This window comes from Streptomyces melanosporofaciens, from assembly GCF_900105695.1.
GTDB lineage: Bacteria > Actinomycetota > Actinomycetes > Streptomycetales > Streptomycetaceae > Streptomyces > Streptomyces antimycoticus.
The window spans coordinates 2,354,166-2,373,417 of record NZ_FNST01000002.1 but is presented as its reverse complement, the minus strand read 5'-3'; the positions used below and the strand labels follow the sequence as shown (position 1 = coordinate 2,373,417).

Here is a 19,252-nt window from a genome sequence, read left to right as displayed (position 1 = left end):
GTCGCTGTCCATTTCGTCAAACTTCAGGGCTCGGTTTTGTACACGAACGGCTCATGACGACCCCCTGGGGAGGAGCGATAGCCTTACTGCGTGATCAGCGCGATAGTCCGTGAGGGCAACGAGGCCCTCGCTCCGCGCCCGGAGCCTCACCGGCCCCGGGCCCGAGCCGCCGCTGACCCGTGGCGCGTGGGTTCTTGGTCACTTACGGCCCAGTACACCCCGGCCATTCCCCGATCCGGCATACCGTCGTCAACGACCGGATTTTTCGCGTCGCGGCGTCATGCCACCGCCATCGATGTCACGCAACGGCGCGCGACAGGAGCCAGAGGACATGCAGACCAAGCTGGACGAAGCCAAGGCCGAGTTGCTCGAACGGGCCGCCCGGGTCGCCGAGAACAGCCCTGCCGGGGGAAAACCGGTTCAGGGCCCAGGACCGGAGACCCTGACCGCATACCTCCAGCACTACTACCTGCACACGCCTCCGGAGGACCTCGCCGACCGCGACCCGGTCGACGTCTTCGGGGCGGCGCTCTCCCACTACCGGCTCGCCGAGGTGCGTCCGCAGGGCACGGCGAACGTCCGTGTGCACACCCCGACCGTCGAGGAGCACGGCTGGACCTGCAGCCACTCCGTGGTCGAGGTGGTCACCGACGACATGCCCTTCCTGGTCGACTCGGTCACCAATGAGCTCACCCGCCAGGGGCGCGGCATCCATGTCGTGATCCACCCGCAGGTGATCGTGCGCCGTGACATCACCGGCAAGCTGATCGAGCTGCTCGATGTCTCCCCGGACGGCCCGGCCAGGAAGAAGAAGCTGCCGCATGACGCGGTCGTGGAGTCCTGGATCCATGTCGAGACCGACCGTGAGACCGACCGCGGCGATCTGAAGCAGATCACCGCCGATCTCCTGCGCGTCCTGTCCGATGTCCGCGAGGCGGTCGAGGACTGGGAGAAGATGCGCGAGTCCGCGCTGCGCCTCGCCGAGGGCCTGCCGGACGAGCCCAAGGCCGCCGAGGTCCGCGAGGAGGAGGTCGAGGAGGCGCGTGAGCTGCTGCGCTGGCTCGCCGACGACCACTTCACCTTCATCGGCTTCCGCGAGTACGAGCTGGCGCAGGTCCCCACCGAGGCCGGTGGCGAGGAGGACGTGCTGACCGCCGTGCCCGGCACGGGCCTGGGCATCCTCCGCTCCGATCCGCAGCACAAGGACAGCGACGAGAGCACCCACGGGAGCCCGGGGTCGCCGTCCTTCAACCGGCTTCCGGCCGACGCCCGCGCCAAGGCGCGGGAGCGCAAGCTGCTGGTGCTCACCAAGGCGAACAGCCGCGCCACCGTCCACCGGCCCTCGTACCTCGACTACATCGGCGTGAAGAAGTTCGACGCCGAGGGCAATGTGATCGGCGAGCGCCGCTTCCTGGGGCTGTTCTCCTCCGCCGCGTACACCGAGTCGGTGCGCCGGGTCCCGGTCATCCGCCGCAAGGTCGTCGAGGTGCTCGCGGGCGCGGGCTTCGCGCCCAACAGCCACGACGGCCGGGATCTGCTGCAGATCCTGGAGACGTACCCGCGCGATGAGCTCTTCCAGACCCCGGTCGACCAGCTCCGCTCGATCGTCACCAGCGTGCTCTACCTCCAGGAGCGCCGCCGGCTGCGGCTGTTCCTCCGCCAGGACGAGTACGGGCGCTACTACTCCGCGCTGGTCTACCTTCCGCGTGATCGTTTCACCACCGATGTGCGGCTGCGGCTGACCGACATCCTGCTGGAGGAGCTGAGCGGCCGCCCGCCGGTCGACTTCACCGCCCTGCACACCGAGTCGGTGCTCTCGCGGCTGCACTTCGTGGTCCGCCTCCAGCCCGGCACCGAGCTGCCCGACCTCACCGACGCCGATGTGGAGCGGATCGAGAGCCGGCTGATCGAGGCCGCCCGCTCCTGGGCCGACGGCTTCGCCGAGGCGCTGGTCTCCGAGGTCGGCGAGGAGCGCGCGGCCGAGCTGCTGCGCCGCTATCAGACCGCCTTCCCCGAGGGGTACAAGGCGGACCACACCCCGCGCGGTGCCGTCGCCGACCTCCAGCACCTGGAGCGGCTGAAGGACCGGGGCAAGGAGTTCGGGCTCAGCCTCTACGAGCCGGTGGGCGCGGCCCACGCCGAGCGCCGCTTCAAGATCTACCGGGCCGGGGCCCAGATCTCGCTGTCCGCGGTGCTCCCGGTGCTCAACACCCTCGGTGTCGAGGTGGTCGACGAGCGCCCGTACGAGCTGCGCTGCTCGGACAAGACCACCGCCTGGGTCTACGACTTCGGGCTGCGGCTGCCCCTGCGCGAGGGCGAGGCGCTGGCCGACGACGCCCGCGAGCGCTTCCAGAACGCGTTCGCCGCGGTGTGGACCGGCCGGGCCGAGAGCGACAACTTCAACCAGCTGGTGCTGGGCGCCGGGCTGGACTGGCGGCAGGCGATGGTGCTGCGGGCCTACGCCAAGTACCTGCGGCAGGCCGGCTCCACGTTCAGCCAGTCGTACATGGAGGACACCCTCCGCAACAATGTGCACACCACCCGGCTGCTGGTCTCGCTCTTCGAGGCGCGGATGTCGCCGGAGCGGCAGCGGGCGGGCGTGGAGCTGACCGACGCCCTGCTGGAGGAGCTGGACGCGGCGCTGGACCAGGTGGCCTCGCTGGACGAGGACCGCATCCTGCGCTCGTTCCTCACCTTGATCAAGGCCACCCTCCGCACCAATCACTTCCAGAGCAACGGGGACGGCAAGCCCCATGAGTATCTGTCGATCAAGCTGGACCCGCAGGCCGTGCCCGATCTGCCCGCGCCCCGCCCGGCGTACGAGATCTGGGTGTACTCGCCGCGGGTCGAGGGTGTGCATCTGCGGTTCGGCAAGGTCGCGCGCGGTGGTCTGCGCTGGTCCGACCGGCGTGAGGACTTCCGTACCGAGATCCTCGGCCTGGTCAAGGCGCAGATGGTGAAGAACACCGTCATCGTGCCGGTGGGCGCCAAGGGCGGCTTCGTCGGCAAGCGGCTGCCGGATCCGTCCGTCGACCGCGACGCCTGGATGGCCGAGGGCATCGACTGCTACAAGACCTTCATCTCCGGTCTGCTCGACATCACCGACAACCTGGTCGCGGGCCAGGTCGAGCCGCCCAAGGACGTGGTCCGCCACGACGGGGACGACACCTATCTCGTCGTCGCCGCCGACAAGGGCACCGCGACCTTCTCCGACATCGCCAATGACGTGGCCCAGTCGTACGGCTTCTGGCTCGGCGACGCCTTCGCCTCCGGCGGCTCCGCCGGATACGACCACAAGGGCATGGGCATCACCGCCCGCGGCGCCTGGGAGTCGGTCAAGCGCCACTTCCGCGAGCTGGGCCATGACACCCAGACCGAGGACTTCACGGTCGTGGGCGTCGGCGACATGTCGGGCGACGTGTTCGGCAACGGCATGCTGCTGAGCGAGAACATCCGGCTGATCGCCGCCTTCGACCACCGGCATATCTTCCTGGACCCCAACCCGGACGCGGCCACCTCCTACGCCGAGCGCCGCCGCCTGTTCGAGCTGCCGCGCTCCTCGTGGGAGGACTACAACACCGAGCTGCTGTCGGCGGGCGGTGGCATCCACCCCCGTACCGCCAAGGCCATCCCGATCACCCCGCAGGTGCGGGCCGCGCTCGGCATCGAGAAGCGGGTCGCCAAGATGACCCCGGCCGATCTGATGAAGACGATCCTCAAGGCCCCGGTCGACCTGCTGTGGAACGGCGGCATCGGCACCTACGTCAAGGCGTCCACCGAATCCCACGGCGATGTCGGCGACAAGGCCAATGACGCGATCCGGGTGGACGGCCAGGATCTGCGGGTCAAGGTCGTCGGCGAGGGCGGCAACCTGGGCCTGACCCAGCTGGGCCGGATCGAGTTCGCCGCCAAGGGCGGCCGGATCAACACCGACGCGATCGACAACAGCGCCGGTGTGGACACCTCCGACCACGAGGTGAACATCAAGATCCTGCTCAACGCCCTGGTCACCGAGGGCGACCTCACCCTCAAGCAGCGCAACAAGCTGCTCGCCGAGATGACCGACGAGGTCGGCGCGCTGGTGCTGCGCAACAACTACGCGCAGAACGTGGCCCTGGCCAACTCCGTCGCCCAGGCCCCCAGCCTGCTCCACGCCCACCAGCGGCTGATGCGCCGCCTGGGCCGCGAGGGGCGGCTGGACCGGGCGCTGGAGTTCCTGCCCACCGACCGCCAGATCCGCGAGCGGCTCTCCGCCGGGCGCGGTCTGAGCCAGCCCGAGCTGGCCGTGCTGCTCGCCTACGTCAAGATCACGGTGGCCGATGAGCTGATCACCACCGGGCTGCCCGACGACCCGTATCTGCAGCGGCTGCTGCACGCCTACTTCCCGCAGGCGCTGCGCGAGCGGTTCCCCGAGTACATCGACGGCCATGCCCTGCGGCGCGAGATCATCACCACGGTGCTGGTCAACGACACGCTCAACACCGCCGGGACGACCTTCCTGCACCGGATGCGGGAGGAGAGCGGGGCCTCCACCGAGGAGGTCGTGCGCGCCCAGACCGCGGCCCGCGCGATCTTCGAGCTGAACCAGGTGTGGGACGAGGTCGAGGCGCTGGACACGGTCGTCGACGCCGACATCCAGACCAGGATGCGGCTGCACTCGCGGCGGCTGGTCGAGCGCGGCACCCGCTGGCTGCTCAACAACCGGCCGCAGCCGCTGGAGCTCGCCGAGACCATCGACTTCTTCGGCGAGCGGGTCGCCGCGGTCCGGGCGCAGATGCCCAAGCTGCTGCGCGGCTCCGACATCGAGTGGTACCAGCGGATCTACGACGAGATCACCGCGGCGGGCGTCCCGGAGGACCTGGCCACCCGGGTGGCGGGCTTCTCCTCGGCCTTCCCGACGCTGGACATCGTCGCCATCGCGGACCGCACCGGCAAGGAGCCGCTGGCGGTCGCCGAGGTCTACTACGACCTGGCCGACCGGCTGCGGATCAGCCAGCTGATGGACCGGATCATCGAGCTGCCGCGCGCCGACCGGTGGCAGTCCATGGCCCGGGTCTCCATCCGCGAGGACCTGTACGCGGCCCAGGCCGCCCTGACCTCCGATGTGCTTTCGGTGGGCAACGGCGGCTCCACGCCCGAGCAGCGCTTCAAGGCGTGGGAGGAGAAGAACGCCGCGATCCTGCAGCGTGCGCGCACCACGCTCGATGAGATCCAGTCGTCGGAGACCTTCGACCTGGCCAATCTGTCGGTCGCGATGCGGACGATGCGGACGCTGCTGCGCACGCATAGCTGACGCTCCACAGAAGGCAGCACCGGCGCCCCCGGCGGACTTCATGTCCGCCGGGGGCGTTTGTCACCCGCTTGGGCGCCCGTCCAACGACCGAGCGGGCATACCGGGACGAACCCACCTAGCGTGGGTGGTCAGTGAGTGCTTCGCACCTCGAACCGCCATCGCGTCCCGAGGAGCCTTATGCCCCGCTTCACCATCGTCATCGCCGCCTATCGCGTCCAGGGCTATCTGAGCGCCTGCCTGGATTCCGTGCTGAGCCAGTCGTGTCAGGACGTGGAGGTGGTCGCCGTCGACGACTGCTCACCGGACCACTGCGGCGCGATCATCGACGCGTACGCGGCGCGCGACAGCCGGGTCGTGCCCGTGCACCAGCGGGTCAATTCCGGGCCGGGCCAGGCCCGGAACGCCGGTGTCGAGCGGGCCTGCGGGGACTATCTGCTCTTCCTGGACGGGGACGACACCCTCGCCCCGGGCACCCTCCAGGGCCTCGCCGACCGGCTGGCCCTCACCCATGACCCGGACATCCTCTACTTCAACCATGTGCGCACCTACTGGTCGGAGCGGAGGGCCCCGAGCCTCTTCGGGAATCTGCTGGCCTCGGCGGGCACCGATGTCTTCTCCGTCGTCGAACGCCCGGAATTCCTGCGGCTGTTCGCGATGTCGTCCAACCGCGTCTACCACCGGGATTTCTACACCCGCCATGGCTTCGCGTTCAGCGAGGGCATCTATGAGGACGCCCTGCTCTCGTACAAGACGATGCTCACCGCGCGGCGAATAGCGTGTGTCGATCTGGTGGGTCTGGAATACCGGCAGCGACGGGTCGGGGCCAGTACGGCAAGCCCCGGCGAGAAGCACTTCGTCATCTTCCAGCAGTACGCCCGGCTCTTCGACTTCCTCGACGAGCACCCGCGTCTGGACCCTTTGCGCCCGCTGCTCTTCGAACGGGCCATCTCGCATTTCCTGTTCTGCCTGGACCGGACGTCCCGGGTGGAGACGGCGGACCGGCCGCGCTTCTTCGGACGGGCCGCCGCGTGGTATCGCCGCCGTCTGCCCGCCGGGTTCACCCCGCCGGTCGAGGGCCGCTGGCGCTTCGAGGCGCTGGCGTCCGGCTCCTTCCTCCGCTACCGGGAGCGCGAGCTGGGCGTACGGGCCGCGGCCGGGGCCCGCAAGCTGCGCCGGACCGTCCGGCCGCCCCTGGCCGCACGCGCCAAGCGGGGCCTGTACCGGCTGCACCGCCAGCGCCCGGTCGACCCCCACCTGGCCGTCTACTCCGCGTACTGGGGCCGTGGGGTGCTGTGCAATCCGGGGGCGATCTACTACAAGGCGCGGGAGCTGGCACCGGAGATCCACGGGGTGTGGGCGGTCAAGAAGTCGGAGATCGAGTCCCTCCCGGAAGGCGTCGACTATGTCGTCACCGGCACCCGCGACTTCTACCGCACCGTGGCCCGCGCGAAATACCTCATCAACAACGTCAACTTCCCCAATGAGGTGGTGAAACGGCCGGGCACGGTGCATCTGCAGACCTTCCATGGCACTCCGCTCAAATGCATGGGGCTGGACCAGCAGCACTATCCGGCCGCCGCGGGCGGCATGAGTTTCGGCAATCTGCTCAAGCGCATCGACCGCTGGGACGTCGCCCTCTCCTCCAATCCGCACTCCAGCCAGATCTGGGAGCGGGTCTACCCCGCCGCGTACCGGCTGCTGGAATACGGATATCCGCGCAATGACGTCTTCTTCACGGCGTCGGAGGAGGACATCCGCCGGATCCGCGGGGAGTTGGGCATCCCGGCCGGGAACACCGCCCTCCTCTACGCGCCCACCCTCCGCGACTACCAGAAGGGGTTCACCCCCCGGCTGGACCTGGAGCGGCTCAGCCGCGAACTCGGCCCGCGGATCACGCTGCTGGTGCGGGCCCACTACTCCTACCGGCCGCAGGACCATCTCTCCCGGCTCCAGGAGGCCGGGCTGGTGATCGACGTCTCGCAGCACCCGTCGGCGGAGCAGCTGTGCCTGGCGGCCGACGCGCTGATCACCGACTACTCGTCGATGATGTTCGACTACGCGCTCCTGGACCGCCCCATCGTCATCTACGCCGACGACTGGGACATCTACCGGTCCTCCCGCGGGGTCTACTTCGACCTCCTCTCGGGATCCCCCGGCGATACCCCGGGAGCCGTCGCCCGCACCGGGCGGGAGCTGGTCAAGGTCTTCCGCGAGGGCCGCTGGTGCGATGCGGACGCGACCGCGCTGCGCACCGCCTTCCGGGCCCGCTTCTGCCCGTTCGACGACGGCCACGCGGCCGAACGGGTGGTACGGACCCTGATGCTGGGCCAGGACGACACGGCGCTCCCTCTCGCGCCCGCGCCACGGACGCGGCCCCTGCCGGCCGGTGGCGACAGCGCCCCGGCGGGGCCGCGCGGCGGCGTCCTCACCGCCGAGTGACCCCGACCCCCGACCCCCGACCCGTCGAGAGCCCGGAGTCAGGAGGCCGTCATGCCCTCTCCATCCCGACCTCGTGTCAGCGTGATCATCCCCGCCTACAACGCCCTGCCGGAGCTGACCCGCGCCGTCACCTCCGCGATGGACCAGACCCTGGGCCCGGACCGGGTCGAGATCATCGCGGTGGACGACGGTTCGACCGACGGCACCGGCGAGGAGCTGGAGCGGCTCGCCCGCACCTGCTCCGCGCTCCGCGTCATCCACCAGGAGAACTCCGGCTGCGCGGGCATACCCCGCAACACCGGACTGGACCACGCCCGCGGCGACTTCGTCTTCTTCCTCGACTCCGACGACTATCTGGGGCCGGACGCGCTGCGCCGCATGGTCGCCATGGCCGACGCCCACGGCACCGACATCGTGCTGGGCAAGATCGCCTCCGTGGGGGGACGGGCCGTGCCCCGGGCGGTCTTCCAGCACAACCAGCCCCGTACCGACGTCTTCTCCTCCCACGCCTATCTGACCCTGGGCCCGTGGAAGCTGTTCCGGCGCTCCCTCATCGAGCGGCTGCACCTGCGCTTCCCGCCCTACCGCAACTGCGAGGACAAGCCGTTCACCGCGGCCGCCTACCTCAACGCCTCCGGCATCTCGGTGGTCGCCGACTACGACTGCTACTACGTCCGCTACCGCGAGAACCGCAACAACCTCACCCTCACCGCCGCCGACCTCGCCCACCGCATGGACGGCACCCGGCTGTGCTTCGAGACCGTGGCCCGCTATCTGGAACCGGGCCCGCGCCGGGACCAGATCATGCGCCGCCATGTGGAGTGGGAGCTGTGCGGTCCGCTGCGCGCCCTGCTGCCCCGCGAGAGCGAACAGGAGGCGCGGGAGCGGTTCTTCCCGGAGTTCCGGCACTGGGCGAGGACCTGGGTGAGCGACGCCCTCTTCCAGCGGCTCGACGCCCCCGACCGGCTGCTGATCCAGCTCCTGCGCGCCGACCGCTTCGAGGAGGTGCTGACCGTGGCCCGGAACGCGGGGCGGGACGGGCGGCGCGGCCACCTCGTCGAGAAGGGCCGGGTCTACTGGCTCCATCCGTTCTTCCGGGACCATGCCGCCGCCGTCCCCGACGTCTGCTTCGACGTCACCGACCGGCTGCCGGTCCAGCACCACCTGGAGGCGGCGAGCTGGCACGGCGGGGCGCTGCGGCTGACCGGCCACGCCTATATCGAGGACGTCGACGCCCTGGAGCCGGCCACCGAGATCGTGCTGCGCAAGTACCGGGCCGACCGCCCCGAGGTGCGGCTGCCCACCACGCCGTGCCTCTCCGCCAACTCGCTGCCGGGGGAGGGGCGGCGGTACGAGATGGCGGGCTTCGCCGCCGAGATCGACCCGGCCACCGCCGACGGCGGGGCCCCGCTGGAGCGCGGGCTGTGGAACATCTACCTCGACGTCCGCGCCCAGGGCGTCAGCCGTACGGTGCGGTTCGGCAACCGCCGCGAGGGCGGTGAGGTCACCCAGCCGTCCCGGCGCCGCGTCACCACGTCCCGGGGGGCGGAGGTGGTGGTGCCGTACTACACCCCGTACGGCAATCTCTCGCTCGACGTCGGCGAGGTCGCCCATCCCCTCGACCCGCCCTGCCAGGTGCTCCGGACCCTCTGGCGCACCCGGAGCACCCTGCTGGTGGGCGGACGGCTGACCGAGGAGGCCGCGCGGGACGGCGGGACGCTGCTGCTGCGCGCCGAGGGCGGGACGGGCACGGTGCACGAACTGCCGGTGCGCTGTGAGCCCGGCGGCTCCTCGTCCGTCTTCACCGCCCGGCTGCCGGTCGGCAGGCTGGGCACGGACCGCTGGACCCTGACGTTGATCATGGACGGACCCGGCGAGGACGCGCCGCGCCGTGCCGCGGCCGTGCCGTACTTCGACCGGCTGGCCGCGACCCGCTGGCTCCGCTTCGGCTACCGTCCGTACTACGCCAAGCCGGTGGCTCTGGGCCCGGCCCGGGCCCTCGGCCTGGAGGTGGCTCCGATCAAGGTCGCCACGGGGGTGCGGCGACGGCTGCGGGGGTGAGCGGGGCCACGGCTCGTCACCACCGCAGCCGGTTGCGTACGGCGGCGAGCAGCCGGACCGGCGCCACCCGCAGCTCCAGCGTCACCTCGCCGCGCCCCATCAGCGGCTTGGCGTAGTACGGACGGCCGCGGCGCACCCAGCGGGTGCTGGGCAGCCGGGCGGGCGGCGGTACGGGCGCGGCGGGCGCGGGGCGCCCCGGGGCCTGGTCGCCCGGGCAGATGACGGCCAGCGTCACCGTCCAGCGGCCGCGGCCCAGGTCCCGCACCGGCAGCCGGGCGGTGAAGGCACCTGCCGGATGCCCCGCGGCGAACCGCACCGGATGGTCGAAGACCCGTCCGTCGGCGTGCTCGGCGCGCAGCCGCAGCAGCCGCCCGCGCGCCGGGGTGCCGGGCGGCAGCAGCCGTCCCGCGACGACCAGCGTGCCCTTGTCCGACGGATGCCATACGGCCTCGGTCACCTCGCAGGGCGCGCCGCGCGGGGCCGGGCCGATGTCGAGGGAGAGATTGCGGTACGGGCTGGTGAAGTACGGCGTGACCCGGGCGCGCAGCCCGGGCCCGGCGGCCACCACCCGGCGCGCGGTGCCGATGTCGAGGGTGTCGTCATGGCGGTTGCCGAACCGCACGGTGCGGCTGATGCCCTGGGCGCGGACGTCGAGGAAGACGTCCCAGACGCCGGGGCGCAGCGGTGCGCCGCCGTCGGCGGCGGCGATGTTCACATCGGCCGCGAACTCCGCCGGATCGTCCTCCGCCGTGGCCACCGCCGGGATCCGCACCTCGTCCCGTGCCTCGCGGCGGCGCAGCACCAGCTCGGCGCGGTCCTCCTCGGGGTCGGTCTCCAGCCCGTCGATGGCCGCCCGGCCGCGCACCCGCAGGGTGCTGCGGCCGTGCCAGCCGGCGCCCGCGAGGTGGTGGCGGACCGGCAGCCGGTCGGTGACGTCGAAGCAAGTGTCGGGGACCTCGGCGTCGGGGTCGCGGAAGAAGGGGTGGAGCCAGTAGACGTGGCCCTTCTCGACCAGATGGCCGCACCGGGCGTCCCGTTTGGCGTTGCGCACGACGGACAGCAGATCCTCGAAGCGGCCGGTGCGCAGCAGATGGACCATCAGCCGCTCGGGGGCGGTGAGGATGGGGAACAGCGTGTCGGAGCAGTGCGCCAGCGCCCACCGGCGCAGCTCGGGCAGGAACCGCTCGCGGGCCTCGGCCTCGTCCTCGCGCGGCAGCGCGCGCAGCGCCGGGCACAGCTCCCGCCGGATGTGGTGGAGCATGACCGTGTCGCGGCGGGCGCCGGGGCGGGTGTGCCGGGCGGCGGTCTCGAACAGCGGCCGCATGGCGTCGACGCGGTCGGCGAGACCGGCGGCACCGCGGCCCCGGCCCGGGCCCAGGTGGTAGCAGTCGTAGTCGGCGACGACGGAGATGCCGGAGGCGTTGAGATAGGCGGCCGCGGTGAAGGGCTTGCCCTCGCCGTGGTGGAGGTGGGCGGGGAAGCGCAGCCGGAGCCGTTCGATCAGGGAGCGGCGGAAGAGCTTGCAGGGCTCCAGGGTGGCGTAGGCGTGGGAGCTGTGGGCGTCGGTGCGCAGCTGGTTGTGGCGGAAGACCGCCTTGGGGACGCCGCGTCCGTCCGGGGAGACCATCTTGCCCAGGACCACGTCGGTGCCGTTCTGGTCGGCCATCGCGACCATGCGGCGCAGCGCGTCGGGCGCCAGCCGGGCGTCGGAGTCGAGGAAGAAGACGAAGTCGCCGCGGGCGCGGGCCAGTCCGGTGTTGCGGGGGCCGCCGGCGCCGCCGCGGCAGGGGTGGGGGTTGCGGACGACATGGAGCGAGGGGCAGCCGGCGGCGAGCCGTTCCAGCTCCTCCGCGGTGCCGTCGGCCGATCCGTCGTCGACGGCGATGATGTCGAGTCGGCTGAGCCCGAGGGTCTGCTCCATGGCGGAGGTGACGGCCCGGGTGATCCCGGGCATGGCGTCACGGGCGGGGACGATCACGCTGACACGGGGAGGCGGGCCGGGGCGGTGATTGCGCGGCATGCTGGCTCCGGAGGGGATGCGGGGGGCTCAGGAGACGTGGGAGGGGGGCTCCTGGGGGCGGGGCCTGGGGTGGAAGCTCATGGTGAGGGCCTGGGGTGAGGTCCGGGTGTGGGATGTGCTGCTACCGGGTGACGTACCTGTGGTGCGGCGTACATGTCGGGCGATGTACCTGTGGGGTGACCTACACGTGGGGTGTCGTGCTCTCGGATGACGTACCTGTGGGATGTCTTGTTATCGGATGACGGACCAGCGTCCGGCGCCGGGGGTCGGGGCCGTGTGGAGGTCACGCAGCCGGACGACCGTCTCGCCCTTCTCGGCGAGCGCGTCCACGGCGTCGGTGAAGCGCTGGATGGACGGTGGGGTGGTGGGACCGAGCAGAAACTCCTTCACCTCGTGGCGGGCGGTGCGCAGCTCGTCGAGGCACGGATCGAAGAGGCGGCGCAGGAGGTCCTCCATACCGGGTGCCCCGGGACCGAGCAGATAGGCCGCCCTGGCCACGACGTTCTGCCGCCGGAATTCCTCCTCGCCGAGCCCCGCCGGGACGGTGAGCGCGTACGGCTTGAGGGTGGCGAGGAAGTCGCCGACCACGTCGGAGGGATCGCCGATCAGCAGATCGGCCTGGTCGAAGCAGGAGTGGAGGGTGGGCACATCCCCCTCGATCACCTGGTGGAGCCAGGGCGGTGAGGCCGCCCAGTGGGCCTGGTGCCACTGCCGGCGCAGCCCCTCGGCCTCGGTGAGCAGGGCCGGATCGGGGGCGGCCCGGTCCCGCGTGAGCATGGCCTCGTCGGCGTCGGCCCGGCGCAGCCGCGCGTCCAGCGCCGCGATCCGCTTGGCCAGTTCGGCGCGGCGGCGGGCGTCCTCGGTGCGCTGCGCCTCGGTGCGCTGCGCCTCGGCGTCCTCGGGCGCCTCGCCGAGGGCGTCCGCGGTGCGCCGCTCGTTCGCGGCGTCGATCAGGGCGACGATGCGGCGGTGGGCGGCGCGGGCCTCGGGGGTGCGGTGGCCGGTGGGGGGCTGCGGCCGGTAGAGCAGCCGCAGGGGGCGTTCGCTGTCCAGCAGCGCCCGTACGATCGACTCGCCCGCCGTGCCCGGCTCGCCCGCCGCGCCGTCCCCGGTGGGCGCGTACAGCACGGTGGGCAGGGGCGCGGGGGTGTGGCCGGTTCCGGCGACGCGCAGTCCGTCGAGCTGGGGGCGGCCGATCTCCACGATGTCGGCGTCCTCGACGCCGACCGCGGCCTGGACATGGCGCCGCCGCCCCGCCTCGCCCGCGACCCACACCTGGTCGTAGACCTTGCTGTACGGATCGACGGCGGCGGCCTCGTCGCCGTCGCCGCCGGGGGCCAGGAAGACGTGCTGCATGGTGGGGATCCGCAGGAGGTGGATGTTCCGGCCGGTGTTGGCGGGGTAGAGCGCGACCCGTACCCCGCCCAGGTCGAGCTGCGACAGATGCGCGGCGCTCGGCACGCACAGCACCGGCAGCGGGGTCGGCTCCAGGGCCTCCAGCAGCTCCCGTTCGCGCACGATGACCAGGGACGGGGTGGGCAGCGCGGCCACCGGCCCCAGCCAGCGGGTGAGCTGGTCGGCGCGGTCGCGCGGACCGGAGAAGTACAGCACCGTACGGGGACGGCGATGGATCAGCCAGGCGTCGACCTCGGCCAGCACCTGGGCGGCGCCGGGCAGCCGGCGAATGGCCCGGACGAGGTACGGGACGAGGGCCACCACCGTGATCAGGCAGGATCCGGCGGCCAGCGTGAGCGCCGCCACCACCCAGCGGGCGTCGCCGGTCATCAGCGACGCGGTCAGCCCGAGCAGGGCCGACAGCTCGTAGACCAGCATCCGCTGACCGGGCCATTCGGTGAGCCGGCGGGGCGGCCGGTCGCTGATGTCCAGTCGGCGCAGATCGATGTTGCGGGCCGCGACCGCGAGGGCGCGGCGCCGCCGGATCAGCGTGATGAGCGCGGCGTGCAGGGCCTGCCCGGCCAGCAGACACAGCACCAGCGTCATGGCCGCGGCCAGCCCGATCGGGCCGGTGACATGCAGTCGGCCGAGCAGCAGGAGCAGCAGGACGCAGCGGATCTCGAAACGGGACGTGGCACCCATGTGCAGCCGCCCCAGACGGGCCATCAGCCCCGGTTCGGTGCGGTGCAGCAGCAGCTCACAGCCGCAGCCGACCAGCCCCGCCGCGGCGAAGACCCCTCCGGCCCCGGTGAGCGCCGCCACCGCCAGGGTCACCAGACACCCGGTCAGCGCGGCGAAGGCCACGAGACCGCGGGGGTTTTCGATACCGAGGCGGTTCATGACGCGTGCCCTTCGCGGCGGATGTGTCGTCCTGACTGCACACTGTAGGCGAATAGTCGTATTTATGCCTTTTGTTGTCGTATGGGGTGGATGAGGGCGAGGGTGCGGAAGCGGAGGCGGGTTGGAATCTCCGTGCCGACGGCGATCGTGCTCCCGATGGCCGTCATGCTCGGGCTGGGGCTGTGGGGTCTGGACCGGGGCACGATGTGGCGCGATGAGTCCGCGACGTACCAGATGGCACGGCGGACCCTCCCTCAGATCCGCGACGCGCTAGGCACCGTGGACGCCGTCCACGGCCTCTACTACCTCCTGATGCACCCGCTGCTGGCGCTGCACCCCTCCGAGGTGACCATGCGTCTCCCCTCGGTCCTGGCCGCCGTGGCCGCCACCGCCCTGGTAGCCGCCCTGGGCTGCCGCCTGGCCCGCCCCCGGGTGGGCCTGTGGGCCGGCCTGCTCTACGCGACCACGCCCGTGGTCACCCACTACGCCCAGGAGGGCCGCTCCTACGCCCTGGTCGCGGCGGGCGCGGCGTGGGCGACGTACCTGCTGGTGGGCGCGGCGGGGCTGGCCGTGGGGGCGGCGACGGGGGGTGCCTCGGCGGACCGGGTCGCGCCGGGGCGGACACCCACGCCCGGGTTCGGGGCGGTGTCCCGAACGGCTGGGGCTGCCGGAGCGGGCGGGACAGCGCCGAGCGCACGCGTCCGTTCGGCCGTACTGGTCCGCGGCGGCGTGCCTCGCGTCGCGCGGGCCGCCTCGGCGCCGGGGCGGGAGCGGGCGGTGTCGGGAGCGGGGTGGCGGTGGGCGGCGTACGGAGGTGTCGTGGCCGTGACCGCGTTGCTGCACGTCTTCGCGATGCTCATGCTCGCCGCGCACGCCCTGACGCTGCTCGTCTCGCGCGCCCCGCGCCGCGTGTGGTGGGGCTGGGGGAGCGCGGCGGCGGGGGCGGCGGTCGCGGTGGTGCCGCTGGCGGCGCCGGCCCGACGGCAGAGCGCGCAGATCGCCTGGATCCGCCATCCGACGCCGGGTCGGCTGTGGGCGGTGGTCGAGGAGTTCGCGGGCCCCAGCGCGCTCGTCCTGGCCCTCAGCCTCCTGCTGATCGCGGTCGCTGTGGTCCGCCCCAGGTGGCGTTCGCTGACCGCGGTGGCCTTGCCCCTGTTCTGCGTCCCACCCGTCCTCCTCTTCGCCCTCGCCCTCCACCGCCCCTGCTTCCACGAGCGCTATCTCCTCTTCGCCCTCGCGGGCATCCCCCTGCTGGCAGCGGCGGGGGTGGACCGGCTCGCGGGGGTGGTGACCGACCAGGGCCGCGCCGTGTTGGGCGGGCGTCGCGCCGTGGTGGGCCGGCGTCGGGCCGTGGCGGCGGCCGGGGTTCTTGCGGTCGGCTGCGGCTTCGTCTGGCAGCTTCCGCTGCATCAGCGGGAGCGGGAGCCATTGAGCCGTCAGGATGACTTGGCGGCGCTGGCCGTCGCGGTGGGCCGGCTCACCCGGCCGGGTGAGCCGGTGCTGTACGACCCGCCCAAGGAACGGCGGATCGCGATCGCCTATCCGCGCCCCCTCGCCGGGCTGCGCGACATCGCGCTGGGCACGCCCGGCCCCGCCTCCGGCACGCTCTACGGGGTCGACGTCGGCCCCGCCGAGCTGCTGCGGCGGCTCGGCGGGGCGCGGTCGGCATGGGTGATCGCCGCCGATGAGCCGGAGACACGCCGGGCGAAGGCGACCGTGCTGACCGGGCGCTTCCAACTGGCGTACTCGCTGTGCCTGCCCGGCATCCGGCTGGAGCACTATGTGCGGGGCGGCCCGCAGGCTGAGACCGCGGGCCCAGATGGTTCCGAGGGCCCGGGCCCCCGGCCCCGGGGTGTCACCGCTGGCTGAGGGCCTCCGGAGTCACGCCGCTGCCCGAAGCGAAGCTCCGAGGGCACACCGCTGACGGGGTCCCGAGGGTTAATGCCGTCACCCGCACGGCGAGCCGCTGTTGCGGGCCCCGCCGGTTACCCCACGGCGAACCGTTCCCCGAAGACCCCGGCCGCTCGCCCGCCCGGTGAACCACTCCCGAGGGCTCCGCTGATGCCCCGCACAGCGGATCACCCCGGGGTTCGGGGCGGAGCCCCGGCCGGGGGGCAGGGGCGGAGCCCCCTGTTTCGGGAAGGGGCGGGGTGGGGAAAACCACGGCCCGCCCGCGACCGGCGAACCCCCACCGCAAGCCCCACCCCCCACCCCCACCCCCTCACCCCCGCAACGACCCACTGCCCGTCGCCTGGGCACCAGGCGCCCGCCGCGCCGGGACCACCGCCCGACGGGCCAGCGCGGCCGCACCCGCCAGCCGCAGCAGCCCCGTCCGGGGCACCCGCGTCGCACCCCGCGGCGAGCGGTACGGCGCGTTCCAGCCGTAAGGGAACGACGCCTTGTCGGTGCTGATGATGTTCGTCGTCTCGTCGCACGCCAGAATCGCGATCAGCCACCGCCGCACCGCCCGGTGGAAGGCGGGGGTCAGCGGCCGCGGGGCCAGCAGCCAGTCACGGCACTGCCCGCTCACCGCGGACCGGTAGGTCGTCTCGTCGTAGCGGTGCCAGGGCGACTCCGGGGTGATCGGGTGGAGCCCGTAGTCCATGGCGGTCAGCGGCACGAGGGCGGTGCGCAGCGCGTTGTGGTCGGCCCCGGGCAGGAGTTCGCAGACGATCCAGGGCCGGTGGCGCCGGATCGTCTCGTACGACCCGCGCAACACGGCCGCCTCGAACGTCTCCACATCGATCTTGATCAGATGCGGAGCGATACCGCGCTCCCCGGTGAACGCGTCGACCGTCGTGACCGGCACCGTCACCGACTCGGTGTGCCGGCGGTGGGCCGGGTTGAGCGAGTTGGAGGACTCCGACTTATGGGAGAAGTACAGCTCGGCGGTGCCCGGTTCGGCGGCCAGCGCGGTCTGCTGCACCTCGAAGCCGAGGCGGTTGCAGTCCCGGATCCGGCGGCACAGCGCGGCCGTCTCCGGGGTCGGCTCGAACGCGATGGCCCGCGGCCCGCCGCTCCCGTACACCGCGCTGATCAGCGCCGAGTACAGCCCGATGTGCGCGCCGATGTCGTACACCACGCTGTTCTCGGGCGCCTGCTGGGCCAGGGCCAGCAAGGTGGCCTGGGTGGTCGGCTCGTAGCCCGCGAGCCCGGCGCGCCGCAACTGCCGCTGGACTGCGGTCTGTTTGCGGCTGAGCACATTGAGCGCCCGCGGATACGTCCGGCCCGCCTCGAGGACGTCCGGGTTCAGGGGAAGGGTGATCGCGAGGGGCATGGCTGCCGCGTCTCCTGTCGGGTGACGGCCCGCTCCAGCGGGCTGGGGAGGGGGAAGTAGGCGTCGAGGAAGGGGCGGACCAGAGCCAGCTGGTCCTCGAGGTCGTGCTCGGAGGAGACCGTGTCGTTGAGGCAGAACGCCTGGCAGTGGCGCGCCCGCAGCAGTTTGGCCAGCCGGGCGCGGATGGTGGGCTGGGCCAGGTCGAAGTAGTCGTAGTGGAGCTGGCCGGGGACCGCGCGTCCGGTCAGGAAGGCGTAGTAGTGGTGGAGCGAGGACGGTACGGAGATGTCCGACGTCGACCGCACCCGGCTGGCCATGGTCGCGCGGACCGCGTCGGGGAACTCCTTCTCGATCTCGGTGAGGACGCTGGTGCGCAGGGCGTGCGGGGTGTGCTTCATCTTCTGGGTGACGGCCGGGCCGAACCGTCTCTCCAGCAGCGCCCGGTTGTTCTTGCCCGCCGCCGATACGGGGACGTCGCCGGGGCCCACCGGGGTCAGCGGGATCAGCGCGCGGGACGGGAAGAACTTGGAAACGCCGTTGGCCAGGAAGAAGTCCTGCGGGGTGACCGGTGAGCCGAGGAAGACGTCGTCGTTGAAGTACAGGAAGTGCTCGGCGAGTCCGTCGATGTGGTGCAGCCGGGTCTCGATGGCGTGGGAGTTGAAGGTGGGCAGCACACTGGCGTCGTCGAAGATGTCGTGGTGGTCCACGACGGTGATCCCCGGGTGCGAGACGGCGAGCCAGTCGGGCACCTGACGGTCGGTCACCAGATAGATGTGGCGCACCCAGGGGGCGTACATATAGAGCGAGCGCAGGGAGTAGCGCAGCTCGTCGCGGTTGGCGTAGCGCGCGGCGTTGGCGGCCTGGGTGTGATAGCCCGCGCCCGCCAGGGCCGCCCGCCGCCGCTGCCACTGCGGATCCGAGCCGTCGACCCAGGTGTAGACGACGTCGATGGGGAAGCGGACCTCGTCCGGCAGCCGGGTGAGGAACTCCGGGCGGGTGCGCACCAGCGGCCCCGGCTGCCAGCCGATGGCCGGGGCGAGCCGGGTGAACAGCTGGTCGGGGGCGCGGACCGGCTCACCCACCAGCGGCACCGACGCGGTGGTGCGGTTGAAGCGTGGCGCGATCAGCACCCGCTCCTCGCCCTGCCCGCCGGGCTCCCAGAACTCGATGTCGCAGCCGTGTGCCGGGCCGAGGACCAGCCGTCCGCCCGGCCCGGTGTGGAAGCGGGTGAAGCGGACCACGGGGGCGGCGGCCAGCCGTCGCCAGGCCCGTCGCGTACCGCCGAGCCGGGGCGGGGCCGTCGCCCGGCCCCGCCGCGGGGGCAGGGAGACATATCCGGCCTCCTCGGCGCACAGCGCGGACAGCGCCTTGACCACCTCCGCCCGCTGATCGGCCCGGACGCCCACGGCCGAGCCGACGTTGCTGTGGCAGCGGACCACGAAGTGGTCGATCCGCGCCCGGTCCAGCGCCTCGCACACCAGCCGCAGATTCTCTCCGCGCGCGAACAGCGGGGTGGGGGAGGGGGCCAGGGTCGCCACCAGGGCGCCCCGCCGGCTCGCGATCACCATCCGGTCGCCCCCCGCCAGCAGCCCGGCCCGGCGCATCCGCCGCCGCGCCCGGCGCATCCGCAGCACGCCGGAGGCGGCCGACAGCCCGCCGAGGCCCCGCATGGCCGCCCGGCGCAGCCCGGGGCCGGTCACGGCGACGACCGCGCGGCGCAGTGGCAGCGGGACCGTACGCCGGTATCCGCGCACCAGCGGCGGCGGGTCGGCGAGCCAGGGGCGGGGGGTGGCGGGTGGTGCGGTGAGGGGCATCGTGCGTCCTGGGTCGGGGCGTCGGGACGGCGGGTGCGGGGTCCTCGCGGCGG

At 72.4% G+C, this 19,252-nt stretch carries 8 protein-coding genes; 4 read left to right on the top strand and 4 right to left on the bottom strand.

Going from position 1 to position 19,252, the window contains the following annotated elements; genetic code table 11:
• Positions 1-331 precede the first annotated feature (331 nt).
• The 3 genes from BLV72_RS12695 (at position 332) to BLV72_RS12685 (ending at position 9,793) form a co-directional block, all read left to right on the top strand.
• A complete protein-coding gene (locus BLV72_RS12695) occupies positions 332-5,293 on the top strand; it encodes an NAD-glutamate dehydrogenase (RefSeq protein WP_093462285.1) in 4,962 nt (1,653 codons plus the stop codon).
• Positions 5,294-5,470: 177 nt separating this feature from the next.
• Positions 5,471-7,732: a bifunctional glycosyltransferase/CDP-glycerol:glycerophosphate glycerophosphotransferase gene (locus BLV72_RS12690; protein WP_093462284.1), complete on the top strand. Its 2,262-nt coding sequence runs from the start codon at positions 5,471-5,473 to the stop codon at positions 7,730-7,732.
• A 51-nt stretch (positions 7,733-7,783) separates the two neighbouring features.
• Complete coding sequence (locus BLV72_RS12685; protein WP_093462282.1) at positions 7,784-9,793, top strand: glycosyltransferase family 2 protein; 2,010 nt, start codon at positions 7,784-7,786, stop codon at positions 9,791-9,793.
• Positions 9,794-9,809: 16 nt separating this feature from the next.
• Here BLV72_RS12685 and BLV72_RS12680 read toward each other — a convergent pair whose 3' ends face one another.
• Positions 9,810-11,813: a glycosyltransferase gene (locus BLV72_RS12680; RefSeq protein WP_093462281.1), complete on the bottom strand. Its 2,004-nt coding sequence runs from the start codon at positions 11,811-11,813 to the stop codon at positions 9,810-9,812.
• Between the two features lie 231 nt (positions 11,814-12,044).
• Positions 12,045-14,108, bottom strand: coding sequence for a hypothetical protein (locus BLV72_RS12675; protein WP_093462279.1), 2,064 nt, complete (start codon positions 14,106-14,108; stop codon positions 12,045-12,047).
• A 156-nt stretch (positions 14,109-14,264) separates the two neighbouring features.
• Between BLV72_RS12675 and BLV72_RS49770 the strand changes: the two genes are divergently transcribed.
• Positions 14,265-15,977 carry a glycosyltransferase family 39 protein gene (locus BLV72_RS49770; protein ID WP_244321400.1) on the top strand — a complete coding sequence of 571 codons (1,713 nt, stop codon included), beginning with the start codon at positions 14,265-14,267 and terminating at the stop codon, positions 15,975-15,977.
• 352 nt (positions 15,978-16,329) lie between these two features.
• Here BLV72_RS49770 and BLV72_RS12665 read toward each other — a convergent pair whose 3' ends face one another.
• Positions 16,330-17,385, bottom strand: coding sequence for an FkbM family methyltransferase (locus BLV72_RS12665; RefSeq protein ID WP_093462278.1), 1,056 nt, complete (start codon positions 17,383-17,385; stop codon positions 16,330-16,332).
• Complete coding sequence (locus BLV72_RS12660; RefSeq protein WP_167746345.1) at positions 17,358-19,199, bottom strand: stealth family protein; 1,842 nt, start codon at positions 19,197-19,199, stop codon at positions 17,358-17,360. Before BLV72_RS12660 ends, BLV72_RS12665 begins: the two co-directional genes overlap by 28 nt.
• Between the last annotated feature and the right edge of the window lie 53 nt (positions 19,200-19,252).

Coding starts and splice junctions, on each gene's coding strand:
- BLV72_RS12695 (WP_093462285.1), top strand. CDS start 332: ATGCAGACCAAGCTGGACGAAGCCAAGGCCGAGTTGCTCGAACGGGCC.
- BLV72_RS12690 (WP_093462284.1), top strand. CDS start 5,471: ATGCCCCGCTTCACCATCGTCATCGCCGCCTATCGCGTCCAGGGCTAT.
- BLV72_RS12685 (WP_093462282.1), top strand. CDS start 7,784: ATGCCCTCTCCATCCCGACCTCGTGTCAGCGTGATCATCCCCGCCTAC.
- BLV72_RS12680 (WP_093462281.1), bottom strand. CDS start 11,813: ATGCCGCGCAATCACCGCCCCGGCCCGCCTCCCCGTGTCAGCGTGATC.
- BLV72_RS12675 (WP_093462279.1), bottom strand. CDS start 14,108: ATGAACCGCCTCGGTATCGAAAACCCCCGCGGTCTCGTGGCCTTCGCC.
- BLV72_RS49770 (WP_244321400.1), top strand. CDS start 14,265: ATGGCCGTCATGCTCGGGCTGGGGCTGTGGGGTCTGGACCGGGGCACG.
- BLV72_RS12665 (WP_093462278.1), bottom strand. CDS start 17,385: ATGCCCCTCGCGATCACCCTTCCCCTGAACCCGGACGTCCTCGAGGCG.
- BLV72_RS12660 (WP_167746345.1), bottom strand. CDS start 19,199: ATGCCCCTCACCGCACCACCCGCCACCCCCCGCCCCTGGCTCGCCGAC.